Annotated in this window: 15 protein-coding genes and 4 tRNA genes; 11 read left to right on the forward strand and 8 right to left on the reverse strand. The window is 66.4% G+C overall.

The annotated features are described in order from the left end of the window. The first annotated feature begins 235 nt into the window (after positions 1 to 235). The 3 genes from nhaA (at position 236) to JFC09_RS07705 (ending at position 3,605) form a co-directional block, all read left to right on the forward strand. The gene (gene nhaA / locus JFC09_RS07695) at positions 236 to 1,528 is read left to right on the forward strand and encodes a Na+/H+ antiporter NhaA (protein ID WP_198393381.1); all 1,293 of its coding nucleotides are present in this window, start codon (positions 236 to 238) and stop codon (positions 1,526 to 1,528) included. Positions 1,529 to 1,590: 62 nt separating this feature from the next. Then, entirely contained in the window at positions 1,591 to 2,031 is a 441-nt protein-coding gene (locus JFC09_RS07700) for a Fur family transcriptional regulator (RefSeq protein WP_198393382.1), read from the forward strand. A gap of 98 nt (positions 2,032 to 2,129) precedes the next feature. Then, positions 2,130 to 3,605 carry a catalase gene (locus JFC09_RS07705; RefSeq protein WP_198393383.1) on the forward strand — a complete coding sequence of 492 codons (1,476 nt, stop codon included), beginning with the start codon at positions 2,130 to 2,132 and terminating at the stop codon, positions 3,603 to 3,605. A 352-nt stretch (positions 3,606 to 3,957) separates the two neighbouring features. Here the strand turns inward: JFC09_RS07705 and JFC09_RS07710 are convergent. Continuing rightward, a tRNA-Val gene (locus JFC09_RS07710) sits at positions 3,958 to 4,031 on the reverse strand. Positions 4,032 to 4,393: 362 nt separating this feature from the next. On the opposite strand from JFC09_RS07710, the gene JFC09_RS07715 reads away from it, so the two are divergent. Next, on the forward strand, positions 4,394 to 6,055 hold the full coding sequence (locus JFC09_RS07715) for a hypothetical protein (protein WP_198393384.1): 1,662 nt from the start codon (positions 4,394 to 4,396) through the stop codon (positions 6,053 to 6,055). Between the two features lie 90 nt (positions 6,056 to 6,145). Here the strand turns inward: JFC09_RS07715 and JFC09_RS07720 are convergent. Together JFC09_RS07720 and JFC09_RS07725 are read right to left on the reverse strand one after the other, a co-directional pair. After that, positions 6,146 to 6,230: transfer RNA gene (locus JFC09_RS07720), tRNA-Ser, on the reverse strand. Between the two features lie 147 nt (positions 6,231 to 6,377). Then, positions 6,378 to 6,454: transfer RNA gene (locus JFC09_RS07725), tRNA-Pro, on the reverse strand. 133 nt (positions 6,455 to 6,587) lie between these two features. Between JFC09_RS07725 and JFC09_RS07730 the strand changes: the two genes are divergently transcribed. Then, on the forward strand, positions 6,588 to 7,154 hold the full coding sequence (locus tag JFC09_RS07730; protein ID WP_198393385.1) for a TetR family transcriptional regulator: 567 nt from the start codon (positions 6,588 to 6,590) through the stop codon (positions 7,152 to 7,154). Positions 7,155 to 7,157: 3 nt separating this feature from the next. Here JFC09_RS07730 and JFC09_RS07735 read toward each other — a convergent pair whose 3' ends face one another. The 3 genes from JFC09_RS07735 to JFC09_RS07745 form a co-directional block, all read right to left on the reverse strand. Then, the gene (locus tag JFC09_RS07735; RefSeq protein ID WP_198393386.1) at positions 7,158 to 7,550 is read right to left on the reverse strand and encodes an HIT family protein; all 393 of its coding nucleotides are present in this window, start codon (positions 7,548 to 7,550) and stop codon (positions 7,158 to 7,160) included. 122 nt (positions 7,551 to 7,672) lie between these two features. Next, the gene (locus tag JFC09_RS07740; protein ID WP_198393387.1) at positions 7,673 to 8,119 is read right to left on the reverse strand and encodes a redoxin domain-containing protein; all 447 of its coding nucleotides are present in this window, start codon (positions 8,117 to 8,119) and stop codon (positions 7,673 to 7,675) included. Next, entirely contained in the window at positions 8,116 to 8,544 is a 429-nt protein-coding gene (locus tag JFC09_RS07745) for a DUF3052 domain-containing protein (protein WP_198393388.1), read from the reverse strand. The genes JFC09_RS07740 and JFC09_RS07745 overlap by 4 nt, the downstream gene beginning before the upstream one ends. A 212-nt stretch (positions 8,545 to 8,756) precedes the next feature. Between JFC09_RS07745 and aceE the strand changes: the two genes are divergently transcribed. The 6 genes from aceE (at position 8,757) to JFC09_RS07775 (ending at position 16,574) form a co-directional block, all read left to right on the forward strand. Continuing rightward, positions 8,757 to 11,540, forward strand: coding sequence for a pyruvate dehydrogenase (acetyl-transferring), homodimeric type (gene aceE / locus JFC09_RS07750; RefSeq protein WP_198393389.1), 2,784 nt, complete (start codon positions 8,757 to 8,759; stop codon positions 11,538 to 11,540). Positions 11,541 to 11,670: 130 nt separating this feature from the next. Further along, positions 11,671 to 12,888: a PucR family transcriptional regulator gene (locus tag JFC09_RS07755; protein WP_198393390.1), complete on the forward strand. Its 1,218-nt coding sequence runs from the start codon at positions 11,671 to 11,673 to the stop codon at positions 12,886 to 12,888. Between the two features lie 50 nt (positions 12,889 to 12,938). Beyond that, positions 12,939 to 13,859, forward strand: a complete 921-nt coding sequence (locus JFC09_RS07760; RefSeq protein WP_198393391.1) for an ACP S-malonyltransferase — start codon at positions 12,939 to 12,941, stop codon at positions 13,857 to 13,859. 29 nt (positions 13,860 to 13,888) lie between these two features. Then, entirely contained in the window at positions 13,889 to 14,890 is a 1,002-nt protein-coding gene (locus JFC09_RS07765) for a beta-ketoacyl-ACP synthase III (RefSeq protein WP_198393392.1), read from the forward strand. A gap of 114 nt (positions 14,891 to 15,004) precedes the next feature. Further along, positions 15,005 to 15,256 carry an acyl carrier protein gene (locus tag JFC09_RS07770; RefSeq protein ID WP_198393393.1) on the forward strand — a complete coding sequence of 84 codons (252 nt, stop codon included), beginning with the start codon at positions 15,005 to 15,007 and terminating at the stop codon, positions 15,254 to 15,256. A 76-nt stretch (positions 15,257 to 15,332) separates the two neighbouring features. Further along, positions 15,333 to 16,574, forward strand: coding sequence for a beta-ketoacyl-[acyl-carrier-protein] synthase family protein (locus JFC09_RS07775; protein WP_198393394.1), 1,242 nt, complete (start codon positions 15,333 to 15,335; stop codon positions 16,572 to 16,574). 77 nt (positions 16,575 to 16,651) lie between these two features. On the opposite strand, the gene JFC09_RS07780 is transcribed toward JFC09_RS07775, so the two are convergent. Both JFC09_RS07780 and JFC09_RS07785 read right to left on the reverse strand, forming a co-directional pair. After that, on the reverse strand, positions 16,652 to 17,074 hold the full coding sequence (locus tag JFC09_RS07780) for a ChaB family protein (RefSeq protein WP_198393395.1): 423 nt from the start codon (positions 17,072 to 17,074) through the stop codon (positions 16,652 to 16,654). Between the two features lie 125 nt (positions 17,075 to 17,199). Continuing rightward, positions 17,200 to 17,272, reverse strand: a tRNA-Asn gene (locus JFC09_RS07785). Between the last annotated feature and the right edge of the window lie 116 nt (positions 17,273 to 17,388).

Raw genomic sequence — 17,388 nt, forward strand, 5'->3', positions numbered from 1 at the left:
CCGTCGTCATGTCCTCTCACGCGCGCGTCATCCCGACCGCGTGTGCGCGAGTGCGCGGTGACGACGGAGCGCTGGGCCAGGCCGTCACCGCACCCTGGAACCAACGGCTGGGTGAGCGTGTGGGGCACGAGCGCTCATGGCGAGATCGCGGGGTGCCCTCCGGGGGTGCATCACGCCGGTCCCAGCTGAACGGGACGCTCCCCTGCCCACCCCACCCGCTCGTCAGAAGGTCATCATGTCCGATTCCCCCGTTGCAACCGATTCGTCCGCGAAGCCCGGAGTCTTCGCTCGTGTCGCCGCCGTCGCCGGCAGCGACGCTTTCGGCGGAGTCCTGCTGCTCATCGCGGCGGCGTGCGCCCTCATCGCGGCGAACTCCCCTCTGGCCCCGTGGTACGAAGCGCTGCGCGACTTCCGGTTTGGACCCACCGCGCCTCTGGACCTCCACCTGACGGTGGGTGCCTGGGCGTCGGACGGCCTCCTCGTGATCTTCTTCTTCGTCGTCGGACTCGAGCTCAAGGAGGAGTTCGTCTACGGGCGACTTAGGAACCCGCGTGCCGCGGCGGTGCCGATCGCTGCCGCGTTCGGCGGGGTCGCTGTTCCCGCCCTCATCTTCGTCGCGATCACTGCGAGCACCGGGGGCGAATCGCTGTCGGGCTGGGCGATCCCGACTGCGACCGACATCGCCTTCGCGGTAGCCGTCCTCGCGGTCGTGGGCAGGTATCTTCCGATCGCCCTGCGCATCTTCCTCCTGACCCTGGCGATCGTCGACGACCTCATCGCGATCGCGATCATCGCCATCTTCTACACGGCAGAGGTCTCACTCGGGTGGTTGTTCCTCGCCCTCGTCCCCCTCGCCCTGTTCGGCCTCGCCGTCCAATTCGGCATCAGGAAGTGGTGGGTGCTCATGCCGCTCGCCGCCGCGGCGTGGCTCTGTGTGCACGAATCGGGCATCCACGCCACCGTGTGCGGTGTGGTCCTCGGATTCCTGGTACCGGTGAAGCCCTCTGACCGCGCCCACGTTGTCGCGGGGCCGCGTCCCGACGGGACCGTCCACCGCAGAGGGATCGCGCCCCACTTCGCGGAGCGGTGGGGGCTCTTCGCCACACTCCTCGCCGTCCCGATCTTCGCGTTCTTCTCCGCCGGTGTGAGCATCGGCGGGTGGGACGGCTTCACGTACTCCATCACGAGCCCGATCACGCTCGGAGTGATCATCGGCCTGGTGTGCGGCAAGCCGCTGGGCATTCTGGGTGCGACCTTCATGATGAACCGGCTGCCCATGTTCTCCATGGACGGGACCCTCACATGGCCGGACATGTTCGGGATGACACTGGTCGCGGGGATCGGGTTCACGGTCGCGCTTCTGGTCGGCGACCTCGCCTACATGGACACGGACATCCCCGGTGAGTACGCGAAGATCGGCGTGCTCACGGGCTCACTGGTCGCGGGCCTACTGGGAGCCGGTTTCCTCACGTGGCGCAATTCCGTCGCCAAGCGTGCGGGGGCGCTCCCCATGTCCGAACAGGAGTAGCCCGCCGGCCACCGACGCAGCCACTATTTGCAATCATGCAAAACAACGACTAGTATAAAACTATGACCACGGTGCAGGAAGCGGATCTCACGGAGCAGGTGCGACGCGCAGGCATGCGCGCCACACCGGGTCGTGTGGCTGCGCTGGGCTTCCTCTCCTCCCACCCGCATTCGACGGCAGCGGAAGTCCACGCAGGCATAGCCGCACAGCTTCCGTCGCTGTCCATGCAGTCCGTCCACAACGTCGTGAATGATCTGACGGAGAAGGGTGTTCTCCGTCGGGTCGACGTTCCGGGCGCCGCTCGGTACGAAACGCAGACGGGCGACAATCACCACCACATCAGGTGCGTGGTGTGCCATCGCATCGAGGACGTGGACTGTGTGACAGGGGAAGCCCCCTGCCTCTCCCCCGCCGGAAGCAGCCCGATGCCCGTACTCCTCAGTGCGGATGTCACGTTCCAGGCCGTCTGCTCGCAGTGCGTCGACGCGTGGCAGGCTTCCTGAGCTGGCGGCGACCGGCTCTCGATATCCGCTCACGCCCCGTGGCCCCGGATGTCCCTCAACCTCTCCTGCAGAGACACGTTTCGATCGGAAGGAAGACAATGACACAGTTTGATCCGACAAAGCCTTCGACCACAGAGTCGGGTGCGCCCCGCGAATCGGACGCCCACTCGCTGAGCGTCGGCACCAACGGCCCGCTCCTGCTGCACGACGTCGCACTCGTCGAGAAGCTCGCCCGCTTCGACCGTGAGCGCGTCCCGGAGCGCAGCCCCCACGCCAAGGGCTCTGGCGCCTTCGGTGAGTTCGAGGTGCTCGAGGATGTCAGCCGCTACACGAAGGCCGACTTCCTGCAGCCGGGCAAGAAGACCCGCATGCTCGCCCGCTTCTCGACGGTCGCCGGTGAGCTGGGTTCACCCGATTCCTGGCGTGACGTCCGCGGGTTCGCTCTCAAGTTCTACACCGAAGAGGGCAACTTCGACATGGTGGGCAACAACACGCCCGTCTTCTTCGTCCGCGACCCCATGAAGTTCCCGGACTTCATCCACTCGCAGAAGCGCCTCCCCGACTCCGGCCTGCGGTCGAACAACATGCAGTGGGACTTCTGGTCGCTCTCCCCGGAGACCGCGCACCAGGTCGCCTACCTGATGGGCGACCGCGGCCTGCCGAGGACCTGGCGCCACATGAACGGCTACTCCTCGCACACCTACATGTGGGTGAACGCGGAAGGCGAGAAGTTCTGGGTCCAGTACCACTTCCACTCGGACCAGGGCGTGGAGAACATGTCGAACGAAGAGGCCGCACAGCTGGCCGGCGAGGATGCGGAAGTGCACCGTCGCGACCTGTTCGACGCGATCAAGCGCGGCGATCACCCCAGCTGGACCCTCTCCGTCCAGATCATGCCGTACGAAGAGGCGAAGACCTACCGCTTCAACCCGTTCGATCTCACGAAGACATGGTCGAAGAAGGACTACCCGCTGCACAAGGTGGGGCGGTTCACGCTGAACGAGAACCCGACCAACCATTTCGCGGAGATCGAGCAGGCAGCCTTCAGCCCCAGCAACACGGTCCCCGGCACGGGCGTGTCGCCGGACAAGATGCTGCTGGCCCGTGTCTTCTCCTACCCGGACACACAGCGCAACCGGATCGGTACGAACTTCAACCAGCTGCCGGTCAACGCGCCCGTCAACAAGACGAATTCGTACGACAAGGAAGGCTCGATGGAGTTCCACCACTCCGGAGCGGCTCCCGTGTACTCCCCCAACTCGTACGGTCGCGCCTACCAGGACACCCAGGGTCCAGTGGACAACGGCTGGGAGTCCGACGGGACGCTCGTCCGTTCGGCGTACTCGCTCCACGCGGAGGACGACGACTTCGGCCAGGCACACACGCTCGTGCGTGAGGTGTACACCGAAGAGCAGCGCGACCGCCTCGTCGAGACCGTCACCGGAAGCCTCATCCCCGAGGTCGAGGAGCCCGTCCTGTCGAACGTCTTCCAGTACTGGAAGAACATCGACGCGGAGGTCGGTCAGCGCATCCAGGACCTCTACTTCGAGAAGACCGGCAAGACCCAGTCCTGACCGTCGTCTTTCGACACCCCTGCTGAGCGCCTGAGGCCTCACCAGGACGAGAGGGCCTCGGACCCGTGGGAGAACCATGGGTCCGAGGCCCTCTCGCAATCCTCCCGCCGTCTCGCACTCCCGCACGGAACCGCCCCGACTGCCCTGGATGCACACGGTTCGGTCATGCAGGGATCAGACCATGCGTGTGATCGTCCGCGCCGGCTGCGGAGTCTTCGCGCCGGTCGTGCCGAGGGACGAGCTCATCGTGTGACGGAGGAAGTGAGCGCAGTGTGGGCACGGTGTGCAGACGAGACATGAAGAAGCCCTCACGTTCCACGTCAGAATGCGGATCGCGAGGGTTTCACGAAGGTGGGCCCAGAGGGACTCGAACCCCCGGCCCCCTCGGTGTAAACGAGGTGCTCTGACCAACTGAGCTATAGGCCCCACACCGCGAGAGCGGCGGCTCAAGTATGCCACAACACCGCCTCATGATCGGCTATCGACCAGCGGCGTGCCTCTCTTCGCCATCGGTCCGCCTTCGCTGCCCCGCCTGCTCCTTCCGGTTGTTCGCAATCGGTGCTGTGAATCTGTCGTTTCTGTGCCGAACAGATCACAGGACGATCACGAAGGACTGGTTTTGATGACGACTCACTCCTCCACGCTGATCAGAACGAACATTAATTGTTCCGTGGTGATGTGGTTCATACAGTGAGCCACAAGAGTTCGGATCCCCTCGGAGCAGAGGTGTTCGGTCCACGGACGGCGAGTCCGGTGTGACAGCGGACCACAGGAATGGAGTGACGGAGATGAAGAAGCAGACCCTCGCACCCGCGGTGCTCGCGACGTTCACGGCCGCGGGGCTCGTCCTCGCTCCGGTCGCGGCCTTCGCGCAGGACACCGCAGAGCAGGACACTGCGCTCACCGATGCGGCGACCTCAACGCCCACTCCAAAGTCCGCTGAGAAGACGACAGAGCCCTCTGCAGACCCGTCACCATCGGACTCCGACGGTGATGACGACGACTCGCCCGAAGGCGACGGCGGCTCGTCCCAGGAGGGCGGCGACGCCGCCCAGGACGACAGCGGTGACTCGGCACCCGGTGACGGTTCAGAAGCGGAGCAGGCCGAACCGACCGAGGAGCCGACTGACGGGGAGAACGAGGGCGAGGAAGAACCCACCGAGGACCCTCAGTCCGAAGACGAAGACGAAGCACCGGAGTCTGACCCCGAGCTCGCCGTCGACCCGGACGACGCCAAGCTCACCGACGTCGTCTACTTCTCCGGTGAGGAGGAGTCCACGGGCGTCCACATCTCCGCCACCGGACTGGATGACGAACAGACCTACTCGCTCACCATCGATGGAGGTGAGGAGCCGGCAGTCACGGAACCACTCACACCGACCGACGGAGAAGCCTCCTCCACCTACCGGATCGCCGTTGATGCCGCAACGGACCTCGCCCCGTATGCGGGCAGCCGCACAGTGACACTGACCGATGAGGACGGGCAGGACGTCGCCAACGGGAGCTTCACGATCACGGACGACACGGAGGACGAAGCACCCGTTACCGACCCCGCCCTCGAGGTCCCCGAGTCGATCGCAGTCGACGACCTGATGGTGCCGCAGGGCGAGGAGCCCGGTGACCGCGGCCTCCCGATCACGGCGATCGGCCTGGTACCGGGCGATTCGTACACCTTCCGTGTCGTCGCACCGGAGGAGAATTCCGATCTCACCAAGGAATTCCCCACAACGGCCTCGGAGGAGGGCACTGCCACCGGCTCGTACTTCATCGAATGGTGGGGCGACTACAACGCCGATGCGATCGCCGGGATGTACACGGTCGAACTCGTCGGAGCCGACGAGGAGATCCTCGACAGCGCCGAAGTCGAGTTCGTCGGTGGTTCGGATGACGGCTCTGGCGACGAGGGCGACTCCGGCGACGACGGAGAGGACTCCGACGGTGGCGAGGGCAACGGCGACGACGGCCAGGCGGGCGAGGACGATGGGGACGACGAGGCCGCGCTCGACCCATCGGTCGCGGTCTCACCGCAGAAGCTGCCCGCCGCGGACTTCATGAACTACGACAAGGGCGTTCAGGTCACCGCGTCAGACTGCCTGCCGGGCGATACCGTTTCGCTCGAGGTGTACTGGCCGGGCACTGACGACGTCGCGTACGCCGACGGCATCGAGGCCGACGACGACGGCAACGCGTCGTTCTCGTTCTACGGCACCGGCAGCAATGCCTCCGACTATGTCGGGACCTGGAAGGTGGGGATCACCTGCGGCGGCGAGACCGCATCCGATTCCTTCACAGTGACGGGGTCGAAGAACGACGACGGCCGCAGCGGATCGGATCTTCCGCGCACGGGTTCGGACGCCGGGATCCTGGCGATCGTCGCGACGAGCCTGCTCACCGTCGGTGCGGCGACTGTCATGGTCAGCTCGAGGCCCAAGCGGCGCGACACCGTCTGACACGCAGCCCGGCGTGTGACGAGCGCCGGCTGAGACAGTGAAGGGGCCCTGCGAATGACCGCAGGGCCCCTTCACTTGATACAGCATGCGCGGTGAGTCAGGGATTCGAACCCTGGGAGGCTTGCACCTCAACGGTTTTCAAGACCGTCACATTCGGCCGCTCTGTCAACTCACCATGAATCGTCCGAAGACGACGACGGTCATTATTCCACATTCCTCACGACACGGCACAACACGGGCCGGTCACTCCTCAACACTGAGCAAGAGCGGAAGAGGACAGCGAAATGCCGGGGTGTCATATGCGACACCCCGGCATTTCAGCTGGTCGGGATAGCGGGATTCGAACCCACGACCTCCTCGTCCCGAACGAGGCGCGCTACCAAGCTGCGCCATATCCCGGTGTTTGCGTCGGTTCCAGCGACATCCTGGGAACCTGACAGCGAGAAACAGTCTAACCTCAAGTTGCCGCGATGTCCTAATCTGCGAGCGAGTAAGGTGCCTCACAGGCTCTACCGCCCCCACCAGGAGGAACATGGCACTCACCCCGGACACGGTCGCTGATGCTGCGATGCGCATCCTCGCCGACTTCGGCCTGGGCGACCTCACGATGCGCCGCCTCGCACGCGACTTGGGCGTCCAGCCCTCCGCCCTCTACTGGCACGTCGCGGACAAGCAGGCGCTGTTCGTGCTGCTCGCCGAAAGGATGGCCGCGGAGGCCGATGAGGCTCTCACCCGCTCCTCCGGTCATGCCGACACTGCGAGTGTCGACGCCCTCATGACGTACCGGCGCGTCCTCCTCGCTTATCGGGAGAGCGCGGACATTGTGATGCTCGCCTACGCTCATTCCGGGCCGTCCGTCCTCCCTGATTCACTCAGCCGGCTCGACGAGGAGCTGAGGGATGTCGTCGCCCCCTTCGTCCTCGGGTCGATCGCGATCCAGCAGACACAGTCCCTCTTCGCAGAGGCCGGAGTGACGTCGAGCACGGGAACGGAGGCTGAAAAGGGGCGGACCCGGCACATCGCGCAGACAGAAGGAGGCCCCGGCGCTGACGCCGAAACCTCCTTCCTCACGGGTCTCGCCCGGCTCCTCGCGCAGTAGCGGTCAGAGAAGCCGCCGGATCTTCTCCGCAGCCTTCTCCAACACCGCACCGTCGGTGAAATCAGCACGCCTGCTCGCGTCGAAATCCGCGAGTGACGTCGTGGGCCAGACGTGGATGTGCACGTGCGGGATCTCGTAGCCCTGGATCATGAGCCCCACCTTCTCGCACTCGAAGGCCTCGTACTGGGCCTTCGCGATGCGCTTGGCGACCGCGAACAGGTGAGCGGACAGCTCGTCGTCCACATCGATCCAATGCACTATCTCCTGACGAGGGACGACCAGCACGTGGCCCTCCGTCATCGGCTGGGCGTCGAGGAAGGCGACGCAGCGGTCGTCCTCGTACACGAAGACTCCGGGGATCTCGTTCTCGATGATCTTGGTGAAGAGGCTTGCCACGTCTTCTCCTCCGCGCTCATGGGCCGGGACGGCCCCAACAGTGCTGACGGGTTCAGCCTAGCGATCGCGCGCTCCACCTGCATCGTCGCCCGCGCCCCGGTCCTCAGCACGGCCCCGGCGAGTCATCCCAGGAAGCGGGCAAGATCCCGTGTTCGGCCGAATCCGGCTGATTCGACGTCGACGACGGAACCCATCGTGTCGGCCAGCAGCGCTGTGCGGTGCGGACCGCCTCGACGTTCGTCGAAGACCCCGCAGGCGCGGGCTAGCCCGCCGTGGGGCCAGAAATCGGACAGGAGCGGGACGGCGTCCCAGCGATCCCCCAGCTCGTCCTCAGCCCAGGCACGCAGCGCGTACTTCGTGTCACACGACACGACGAACGGCTCGACGGCACGGGCCCTCAGCGCAGGCGCCAAACGGACCAGCTCCCCCAGTTCGTCGGTGCAGACCGGCGTGAACGCGTAGGGGACGAAGACCAGCAGCGTCCCGCCGGACCCGGCACGCGAAGAGACGTGGACGTCCTCCCCCGTGTGTGCGGGCAGTGCGAGGTCCGGCAGGACCCGGGTGGTCACCCGTATGACTTCTTGCCGACCAGTCGGTAGCCGGACCAGTCGGGTGCTGCACTAAGGGTCGAGGTCACGTGCATGCCGGCCGTCGGCGCAGCGTCGGAGATATCGGCCGGACGGATGTGTCCGTCACGGTTGGGCTTGGGGGTCAGCAGCCAGATGATGCCACCGTCGGTCAGTGTGGTCTGTGCGTCGACGATCGCATCCGTCAGGTCGGGGTCGTCGCTGCGCCACCACATGATGATCGCGTCGAAGACGTCGTCGACGTCGTCATCAGCCAGTTCAGCCTCAAGGGCTGCTTCGATCGACTCACGAAGATCGAAATCGACGTCCTCGTCGTAGCCGATCTCCTGTACGTACTGTCCCCGCTTGAAATCGAGCGGGGTCGATGCGGAGTCTCGCGATTTCCTCTCTGAGGCAGAAGTGCTCATGCGACCATTCTCCACATCCCTGCCCCCCGGGCAAACGCCGGGGGGCTCATTTCCTGCTGTGAGAGGCGAACAACACACGGACAGGCGCTCAGAGGCGCGGAACACCCCATATGCTGGAGACAACCCCAGAGCGGGCTGCGCCACCGCCCTCGAACCCAGTAGAGCGGCCACGGCGGAACCCGCTGGTGCTGTCACCCAGCACCGCAACTTCGATGAGGAGGAATGCCGTGCCGACTAATCCTGGAGGACCGATCCTCAACGGGCTTCCCAGCCAGGTCCCGGATATCGATCCGGAGGAGACGCGAGAATGGCTGGAGTCACTGGACGGGCTCATCGCTGAAGCCGGTCCCGTACGTGCCCGCTACATCATGCTCAGCCTGCTCGACCGGGCACGCAAGAGCAATGTGGGCGTCCCCAGCCTCACGGCCACGGACTACATCAACTCGATCAGCCCGGAGGACGAGCCCTGGTTCCCCGGCGACGAGGAGGTCGAGCGCACCTTCCGTCGCTGGAACCGCTGGAACGCGGCGATGCTCGTGCACCGCTCGCAGCGTCCCGGCATCGAGGTGGGCGGCCACATCTCCACCTACGCGTCCTCGGCGACGCTCTACGAAGTGGGCCTCAACCACTTCTTCCGCGGGAAGGACCACCCCGGAGGCGGCGACCACGTCTTCTTCCAGGGCCATGCCTCCCCCGGAATGTACGCGCGCAGCTTCCTCGAAGGCCGCATGGACGCCGACCAGCTGGACGGGTTCCGCCAGCAGGCCAGCCACATCGTCGACGGCAAGAACCTCGGCATCCCGTCCTACCCCCACCCGCGGCAGATGCCGGACTTCTGGGAGCACCCGACCGTGTCGATGGGCCTCGGCCCCATGAACGCGATCACCCAGGCGCAGTTCGACAAGTACCTGCACAACCGCGGCATCAAGGACACCTCGCAGCAGCAGACGTGGGCGTTCCTCGGCGACGGTGAGCTCGACGAGCCGGAGAGCCGCGGCATGCTCCACGTCGCGGCGTACGAAGAGCTCGACAACCTCAACTTCGTCATCAACTGCAACCTCCAGCGCCTCGACGGGCCGGTCCGCGGCAACGGCAAGATCGTGCAGGAGCTCGAATCGTTCTTCCGCGGTGCCGGCTGGAACGTCATCAAGGTGATCTGGGGCCGCGAATGGGACGCGCTGCTCGCGCAGGACCGCGACGGCGCACTGGTCAACCTCATGAACCAGACCCCGGACGGCGACTACCAGACGTACAAGGCGGAGGACGGCGGTTTCGTCCGCGACAACTTCTTCGGTCGCGACCCGCGGACTAAGGCGATGGTCGAGGACCTCACCGACGAACAGATCTGGAACCTCAAGCGCGGTGGGCATGACTACCGCAAGGTGCACGCCGCGTACCGTGCGGCGCAGAACCACACGGGTCAGCCCACCGTCATCCTCGTGAAGACGGTCAAGGGCTATTCGCTGGGCCCGTCCTTCGAAGCGCGCAATGCGACGCACCAGATGAAGAAGATGACGATCGAGGACCTCAAGCTGGCCCGCGATCACTTCTCCATCCCGATCACGGACGCCCAGCTCGAAGCGGATCCGAAGAAGCCGCCGTACTACCACCCGGGCGAAGACGCCCCGGAGATCCAGTACCTCCAGGAGCGCAGGCGCAAGCTGGGCGGCTACGTCCCGGAGCGCAGGTCGAAGTACACGCAGTTCGACCTGCCCGGGGACAAGGGATACGAAGCCGCGAAGCGGGGCTCGGGCAAGCAGGAGATCGCCACGACCATGGGCTTCGTGCGCGTCCTGAAGGACCTCATGCGGGACAAGAACATCGGTCACCGCATCGTGCCGATCATCCCGGACGAGGCGCGGACGTTCGGAATGGACTCGTTCTTCCCGACGGCGAAGATCTACAACCCGCACGGTCAGAACTACATCTCCGTCGACCGCGACCTGTTCCTCGCCTACAAGGAGGCGACGGACGGCCAGCTGCTGCACGTGGGCATCAACGAAGCCGGGGCGACGTCAGCGCTCACTGCGGCGGGCACGTCGTACGCGACCCACGGCGAGCCGATGATCCCGTTCTACATCTTCTACTCGATGTTCGGGTTCCAGCGGACCGGCGACTTCTTCTGGGCCGCCGGCGACCAGATGACGCGCGGCTTCGTCCTCGGCGCGACCGCGGGACGGACCACGCTCACCGGTGAGGGGCTGCAGCACGGCGACGGCCACTCGCACCTGCTCGCCTCCACGTACCCGTCGATCGTGTCGTACGACCCGGCCTACGTCTACGAGATCGGGCACATCCTCCGTGCGGGCCTCGAGCGTATGTACGGCCAGGACCAGGACAATCCTGAGATCGATCCGAACGTCATGTACTACATCACGATGTACAACGAGCCGATGCGACAGCCGAAGGAGCCGGAGGGCCTGGACGTCGACGGCCTCCTCAAGGGCATGTACAAGCTGGCGGACGGACCGGACACGGACGGGCCCAAGGTCCAGCTGCTGGCCTCCGGTGTCGCGGTCGCGTGGGCGTACGAAGCGCAGCGGCTGCTGGCTGAGGACTGGGGCGTGAGTGCGGACATCTGGTCCGTCACCTCCTGGAGCGAACTGCGGCGCGACGGGCTGGCCGCTGACGAGGCGCGCCTCCTCGATCCTGCGTCCGAACCGCGCGTCCCGCACGTGACGAAGGCGCTGGAGGGGACGGAGGGCCCGGTCGTCGCCGCGAGCGACTACATGCGGGCCGTGCAGGACCAGATACGCCAATACGTGCCGAACCACTACACCTCGGTGGGCGCGGACGGCTACGCCATCTCGGACACGCGCCCGGCCGCACGTCGGCACTTCCTGATCGACGGACCGTCGATCGCCGTGCAGGCCCTCATCAGCCTCGCGGACACCGGGAAGATCGACATCGAGAAGGCCGCCGAGGCCGCCCGGAAGTACCAGCTCGACGACCCGACCGCAGGATCGTCGGGTTCGCTGGAGGGTGGCGCCGCCTGACCTGCTGAGCTCCCCTGGGTCGACGGGGGCCGACACGCCCACGCGGCGTGTCGGCCCCCGTCCGCATTCCCACCCGCTTTGTCGAGTGTCCACAACGCAGTAGGGGCCGACACACGATAGTGTGACCCTCATGCTGGCATCGAAACCGCCCCACAAGGCCTCCCCCGGGCGCACCGACACCGCTCGCAGACTCCAAGCCCGTGAAGAGCAGCTGGGCACGGTCGTCACACAGCGCCTGGACGCGCAGCTCGCCTGGTTCCGGAGCATGGATCCGGCCGACCGACAATGGGTGTCGGTGGTCGCGAAGTCCGGCATCTCCTCGTTCATCGCGTGGTACCAGGACCCGACCACTCCCCTGCGAGGGGTGCTGGACGTGTTCCGGTCGGCCCCTCGAGAACTCGTCCGGTCCGTCTCCCTGCAGCAGACGCTGCAGCTGCTGCGGGTCGTCGTCCAGGTCGTCGAGGAGCGTGTGCCGGACCTCGCGCAGTCGCAGGAGCAGCCGGAGCTCAAGGAAGCCGTCCTCGTCTATTCGCGGGAGATCGCCTTCGCCGCCGCGGACATCTACGCGCGGGCCGCAGAGGCCCGCGGCAGCGGGGACGCACGCCTGGAGGCGATGGTGATCGATGCACTGGTCCGCGGCGACTCCGTCGACGAACTCGCCAGCAGGTCCGCGGCGTTCGGATGGCAGTCCCAGGGCAGCGTCGCGGTCCTCATCGGCCGCGCTCCGCGCCGGTCGGCGCACAAGAGCATCTCCGAGATCCGTCGTGCGGCCCGCACGTGGGCAGAGGACGTGCTCGTGGGGATCCACGACGACCGCCTGCTCATCGTCCTGGGCGGCAGCGACGACCTCGACGCCGCAGCCCAGTCCCTCTCCCACTACTACGGGCCGTCCGATGTGGTGGTGGGGCCGGAAGTGTCGTCGCTGGCGGAAGCGGGGACGTCAGCGGCCTCCGCGCTCTGGGCACTGCGGACCGCCTCCGCGTGGCAATCCACCCCGCGGCCGGTGAACGCCGACGATCTCCTCCCCGAACGGGCCATCGCCGGCGACCGCACTGCCGTATCGGCACTCATCGACGACGTGTACGCCCCTCTTGCGGCGGGCAGCGGGAGCCTCCTGGAGACAGTCGCCTCCTACCTCGACCGCGGGGGATCACTCGAGGCGACCGGTCGGTCGCTCCATGTCCACCCGAACACCGTCCGGTACCGCCTGAAGAAGATCACGGGGCTCATCGGGCACGACCCCACGGACTCCCGCGCCGCGTTCGTCATCCGCATCGCCTTGGTGTTCGGTCGACTGTCCACGGTGGGACAGTTATCGCCACCCCACAAACCCTCTCCAGGATCCTGACAGCTGTCGTAGTCTGCACTATTGAATCGAACGATGGGATATCACTGCTCGTGCTAGTCACCGCATGCCCTGGACAGGGCGCTCAGAAGGCCGGATTCCTCACGTCCTGGCTCGAACTCCCCGGGTTCGCCACCTCATTCGACTCGCTCGCGGAAGCGTCCGGGATCGATCTGCGCATTCACGGGACGACCTCCGACGACGCCACCATCACGGACACCTCGATCGCTCAGCCGCTGCTCGTGGCCGCCGCGATCGCGTCCTACACGGAGATCTTCGGTGATGAGCTGTCGACCGACGCCGTCGCCGGCCACAGCGTCGGTGAGCTGGGGGCTGCCGCGATCGCGGGCATCCTCTCCCCCGCGCAGGCCATGACCCTCGTGCAGGCGCGCGGAGCCGCCATGGCCGCCGCTGCGGCAGCGGCCCCGTCAGGCATGGCCGCGGTCGTCGGCGGTGATCCCGACGATGTGCTCGCCGCCATCACCGACGCTGGTCTCGAACCCGCCAACGTGAACGGTGGTGGCCAGACGGTCGCCGCAGGCGCGAAGGACCGCATCGACGCGTTCGCGGACAATCCGCCGGAGCGCGCCCGCGTCATCCCGCTCAAGGTCGCCGGTGCCTTCCACACCTCGTTCATGGCACCCGCGTCAGAAGCCGTCGCTGCGACGGCGGGGACGCTCGCGCCGCAGGACCCGACGGTGACGATCCTCACGAACGCGGACGGGACCGCCGTCGCTTCGGGCCCCCGGTATCTCGATCTGCTCGTGTCCCAGGTGACGAATCCCGTCCGCTGGGACCTCTGCCAGCAGACGCTCGTCGACTCCGGCGTGACGGGGATCCTCGAGCTGGTGCCGGGCGGAACCCTCACCGGACTTGCCAAGCGTGCCATGAAGGGCGTCGAGGTCTTCCCCGTGAAGTCGGCCGACGACATCGACGCTGCCCGCGAATTCGTACGCGCCCACGCGGGCGCCTGAGACCACACCTTCCGGGAAGGACTCCCCCAGTGACCACACTCAAGACAACCCCCGCCTCGTCGTACTCGCGGATCTCCGGGATCGGCGGATACCGGTCGGAGCACGCGGTGCCCAACGAGGCACTCGTCGGCCCGATCGACTCCTCCGACGAATGGATCCGCCAGCGCACGGGCATCGTGACCCGCCACCGCGCCGGTGCGGACGTGGGCGTGCTCGACATGTCCGAAGAAGCGGCGTCCGAAGCGATCGCGAACGCCGGGATCAAGCCCGGTGACGTGGGCGGGATCATCATCGCCACCGTGACGTTCGGATACCCGACCCCGTCTGCTGCGTCAGCACTCACAGAGCGTCTGGGCACCGGCCCCGTCCCCGCCTGGGACATCTCCGCCGCGTGCGCCGGCTACTGCTACGCGATCGCTCAGGCGGACGGTCTCGTGCGTTCGGGCGTCATGGACAACGTCCTGGTGATCGGCGCGGAGAAGCTCTCCGACTTCGTCGACCCGACGGACCGCTCGATCTCCTTCCTCCTGGGCGACGGCGCTGGCGCGGTCATCGTGTCCTCCTCGGACACACCGGGGATCGGACAGAGCGTCTGGGGCTCGAAGGGGGAGAACTGGGAGACTATCCGCGTCACCAACTCCTTCCTCGACATGAAGAAGGACGCCGAGGCACCATTCCCCACCCTGCGACAGGACGGGCCCAGCGTCTTCCGGTGGGCCGTCTGGGAGATGGCAGAGGTCGCTCAGCAGGCGCTCGACGCCGCCGGCATCGGGCCGGAAGATCTGGCCGCGTTCATCCCGCACCAGGCGAACATGCGGATCATCGACGAGCTGTCGAAGCAGCTCAAACTGCCGGAGTCGGTGATCATCGGTCGTGACATCGCGGAGAACGGCAACACGTCGTCCGCGTCCATCCCGCTCGCCACGGAGCGCCTGCTCCGCGAGAACCCGGACCTGCACGGCAAGCTCGCCCTGCAGATCGGGTTCGGGGCGGGCCTGGTCTACGGCGCGCAGGTCGTCGTCCTCCCCTGAGAGACGTCCGACCATGACGTAAGATCACGCTGGGATCGTCGTCGAATCACGTTTCCTGCAAGCCGTCGCGGTGGTCCACAAGCCCCCGGCGGGAAGAAGAGAGAAGGATAGAAAATGGCACACAGCGAAGCTGACGTCCTCGCCGGACTGGCAGAGATCGTCAACGAGGAGACCGGCCTTGAGACGGACGCCGTCGAAGCCGGCAAGTCGTTCACGGACGACCTCGACATCGACTCCATCTCGATGATGACCATCGTCGTGAACGCTGAGAAGAAGTTCGGCGTGAAGATCCCGGACGACGACGTGAAGGACCTCGTCACGGTCCAGGACGCAGTCGACTACATCGTGAAGGCCCAGCAGGCCTGATCACCTCCCTTTCCGCGGGGTCGGCGACCCCGGCCCCGCGGAGGCCCCACTCAACGATTCGACGAGGTTTCTCACAATGACATCCACTGTCGTCGTCACCGGCATCGGTGCCGTCACGCCCCTGGGCTCGACGGCCCAGGAGACATGGCAGGCTGCGCTTGCGGGCACCAGCGGCGCCCGCACCCTCGACAACGACTGGGCTGAGAAGTACGAACTGCCCGTCGATTTCGCAGCCACCGTCGCCCCCAACGTCGTCGAGGAACGGCTCAAGAAGGTCGAGGCGAAGCGCCTGGATCCCGCCAGCCGCTTCGCACTCATCGCGTCACGTGAGGCGTGGGAGGACGCCGGAGCCCCGGATGTCGAACCCGAGCGCCTCGCGGTGTCGTGGGCCACCGGCATCGGCGGCGTCTGGACGCTGCTCGACGCGTGGGACACCCTGCAGGAAGAGGGCACCCGTCGCGTCATGCCCCTGACAGTTCCCATGCTCATGCCGAACGCACCGGCAGCGGCGATCGGCATGGAGTTCAAGGCCCGCGCGGTCGTCCAGACGGTCGTGTCCGCCTGCGCATCGTCCACAGAGAGCGTCGGGCAGGCCTTCGAGATGATCCGCTCCGGCAAGGCGGACGTCGTCATCGCCGGTGGGGCTGAGGCCGCTGTCCACCCCATCACTCTGTCCGCCTTCTCCTCGATGCGGGCGCTGTCCCGCCGCACGGATTCGCCGGAGACGGCGTCGCGCCCCTTCGACGTTGACCGCGACGGCTTCGTCATGGGTGAAGGCGGTGCGACCCTCATCCTCGAGAGCGAGGACCACGCGCGCGCACGCGGCGCCCAGATCTACGCCGAGGTCGCCGGCTGGGGGACATCGAACGACGCCTACCACATCACCGCCGGTGAGCCGGAGGGCGCCGGGTCGATCCGGGCGATGCGCACCGCGATCGAATCCGCGGGCATCGACCCTGCAGACATCAAGCACATCAACGGGCATGCGACCTCGACACCGGTCGGCGACATCCCCGAGTCGATCGCGGTGAACAAGCTGCTGGGCGACGGAGTCGATGAGGCGCTGTTCTCTGCGACGAAGTCGATGACGGGCCACCTGCTGGGCGGTGCCGGCGCGGCCGAGGCCATGTTCGCCGTCAAGGCGCTCAAGGAGCGCACGGCACCGCCGACCATCAACATCCAGACGGTCGACCCGGACGTGCACCTCAACATCGTGCGCGACACGCCCGCTGAGCTTCCGAGCGGGGACATCGCTGCGATCACGAACTCGTTCGGGTTCGGCGGGCACAACGCGGTCGTGTCGTTCAGAAGCGTCTGAGCGTCAGCGTGACGACGTGACAGGGGGCCGGTGCTCATGCACCGGCCCCCTTCCTGCTCACGTGGTGTTCCGCGCGCTCAGCTGGCGCTGTTCTTCGTCCTGCGGTCGCTCTCCCTCTTCAGAGCATCGACGAGTTCGTCCTTCGTCATCGAGGACCGCCCTTCGATCCCCAGGTCCTGCGCCTGCGAGTACAGCTCGTCCTTCGACGCGTTCGCGTTCACTCCCCCGGCGGTGTCTCCCCCGCCGCTGCGCCTGCCGTGCGCGGCACGGGAATCGGAGGGCCCGGCCTCTTTCTTGGGCTGCCAGCGGTCGCCGACCTTCTCATGCGTGTGCTTGAGCGACGACCAGGCGGTCCGGGCGGCGCGCTCCTCGTCGTCGTACTCCTCCATCGCGGAATCATAGGTCTTCGCCCATGTGCGCTGCGCTTCCTGGTCGGACCGCTCCAGTGTCTGCGGGATCTCGTTCTTCCGCGGTTCTCCCTGTGCTGTGGTCTTCGGCATCGCGTACACCTCCTATGGCAAGCTGTCTTGCTTCTTCTCCACGGTACGCGGCGGGACGCGAGGGAGGAAGGGGGGGGAACGCGAAAGGGGCGCCGTCCGTGTGGACGACGCCCCTTCCCTGCGTGCTCCCCCGGCTGGGCTCGAACCAGCGACCCTTCGATTAACAGTCGAATGCTCTGCCAACTGAGCTACGGAGGAAGAGTGCTCGACGTTGCGAACACGAGTTGAAACATTATCACCCGCCCCCCGGCAGTGCAAAACGGACTGCCGCACCGTGCCGGACGTCACAGCGAGGACACCGCCCCGTCATCAGC

Source organism: Brevibacterium yomogidense, assembly GCF_016107685.1.
In the GTDB taxonomy this organism is placed as follows: Bacteria; Actinomycetota; Actinomycetes; order Actinomycetales; family Brevibacteriaceae; genus Brevibacterium; species Brevibacterium yomogidense.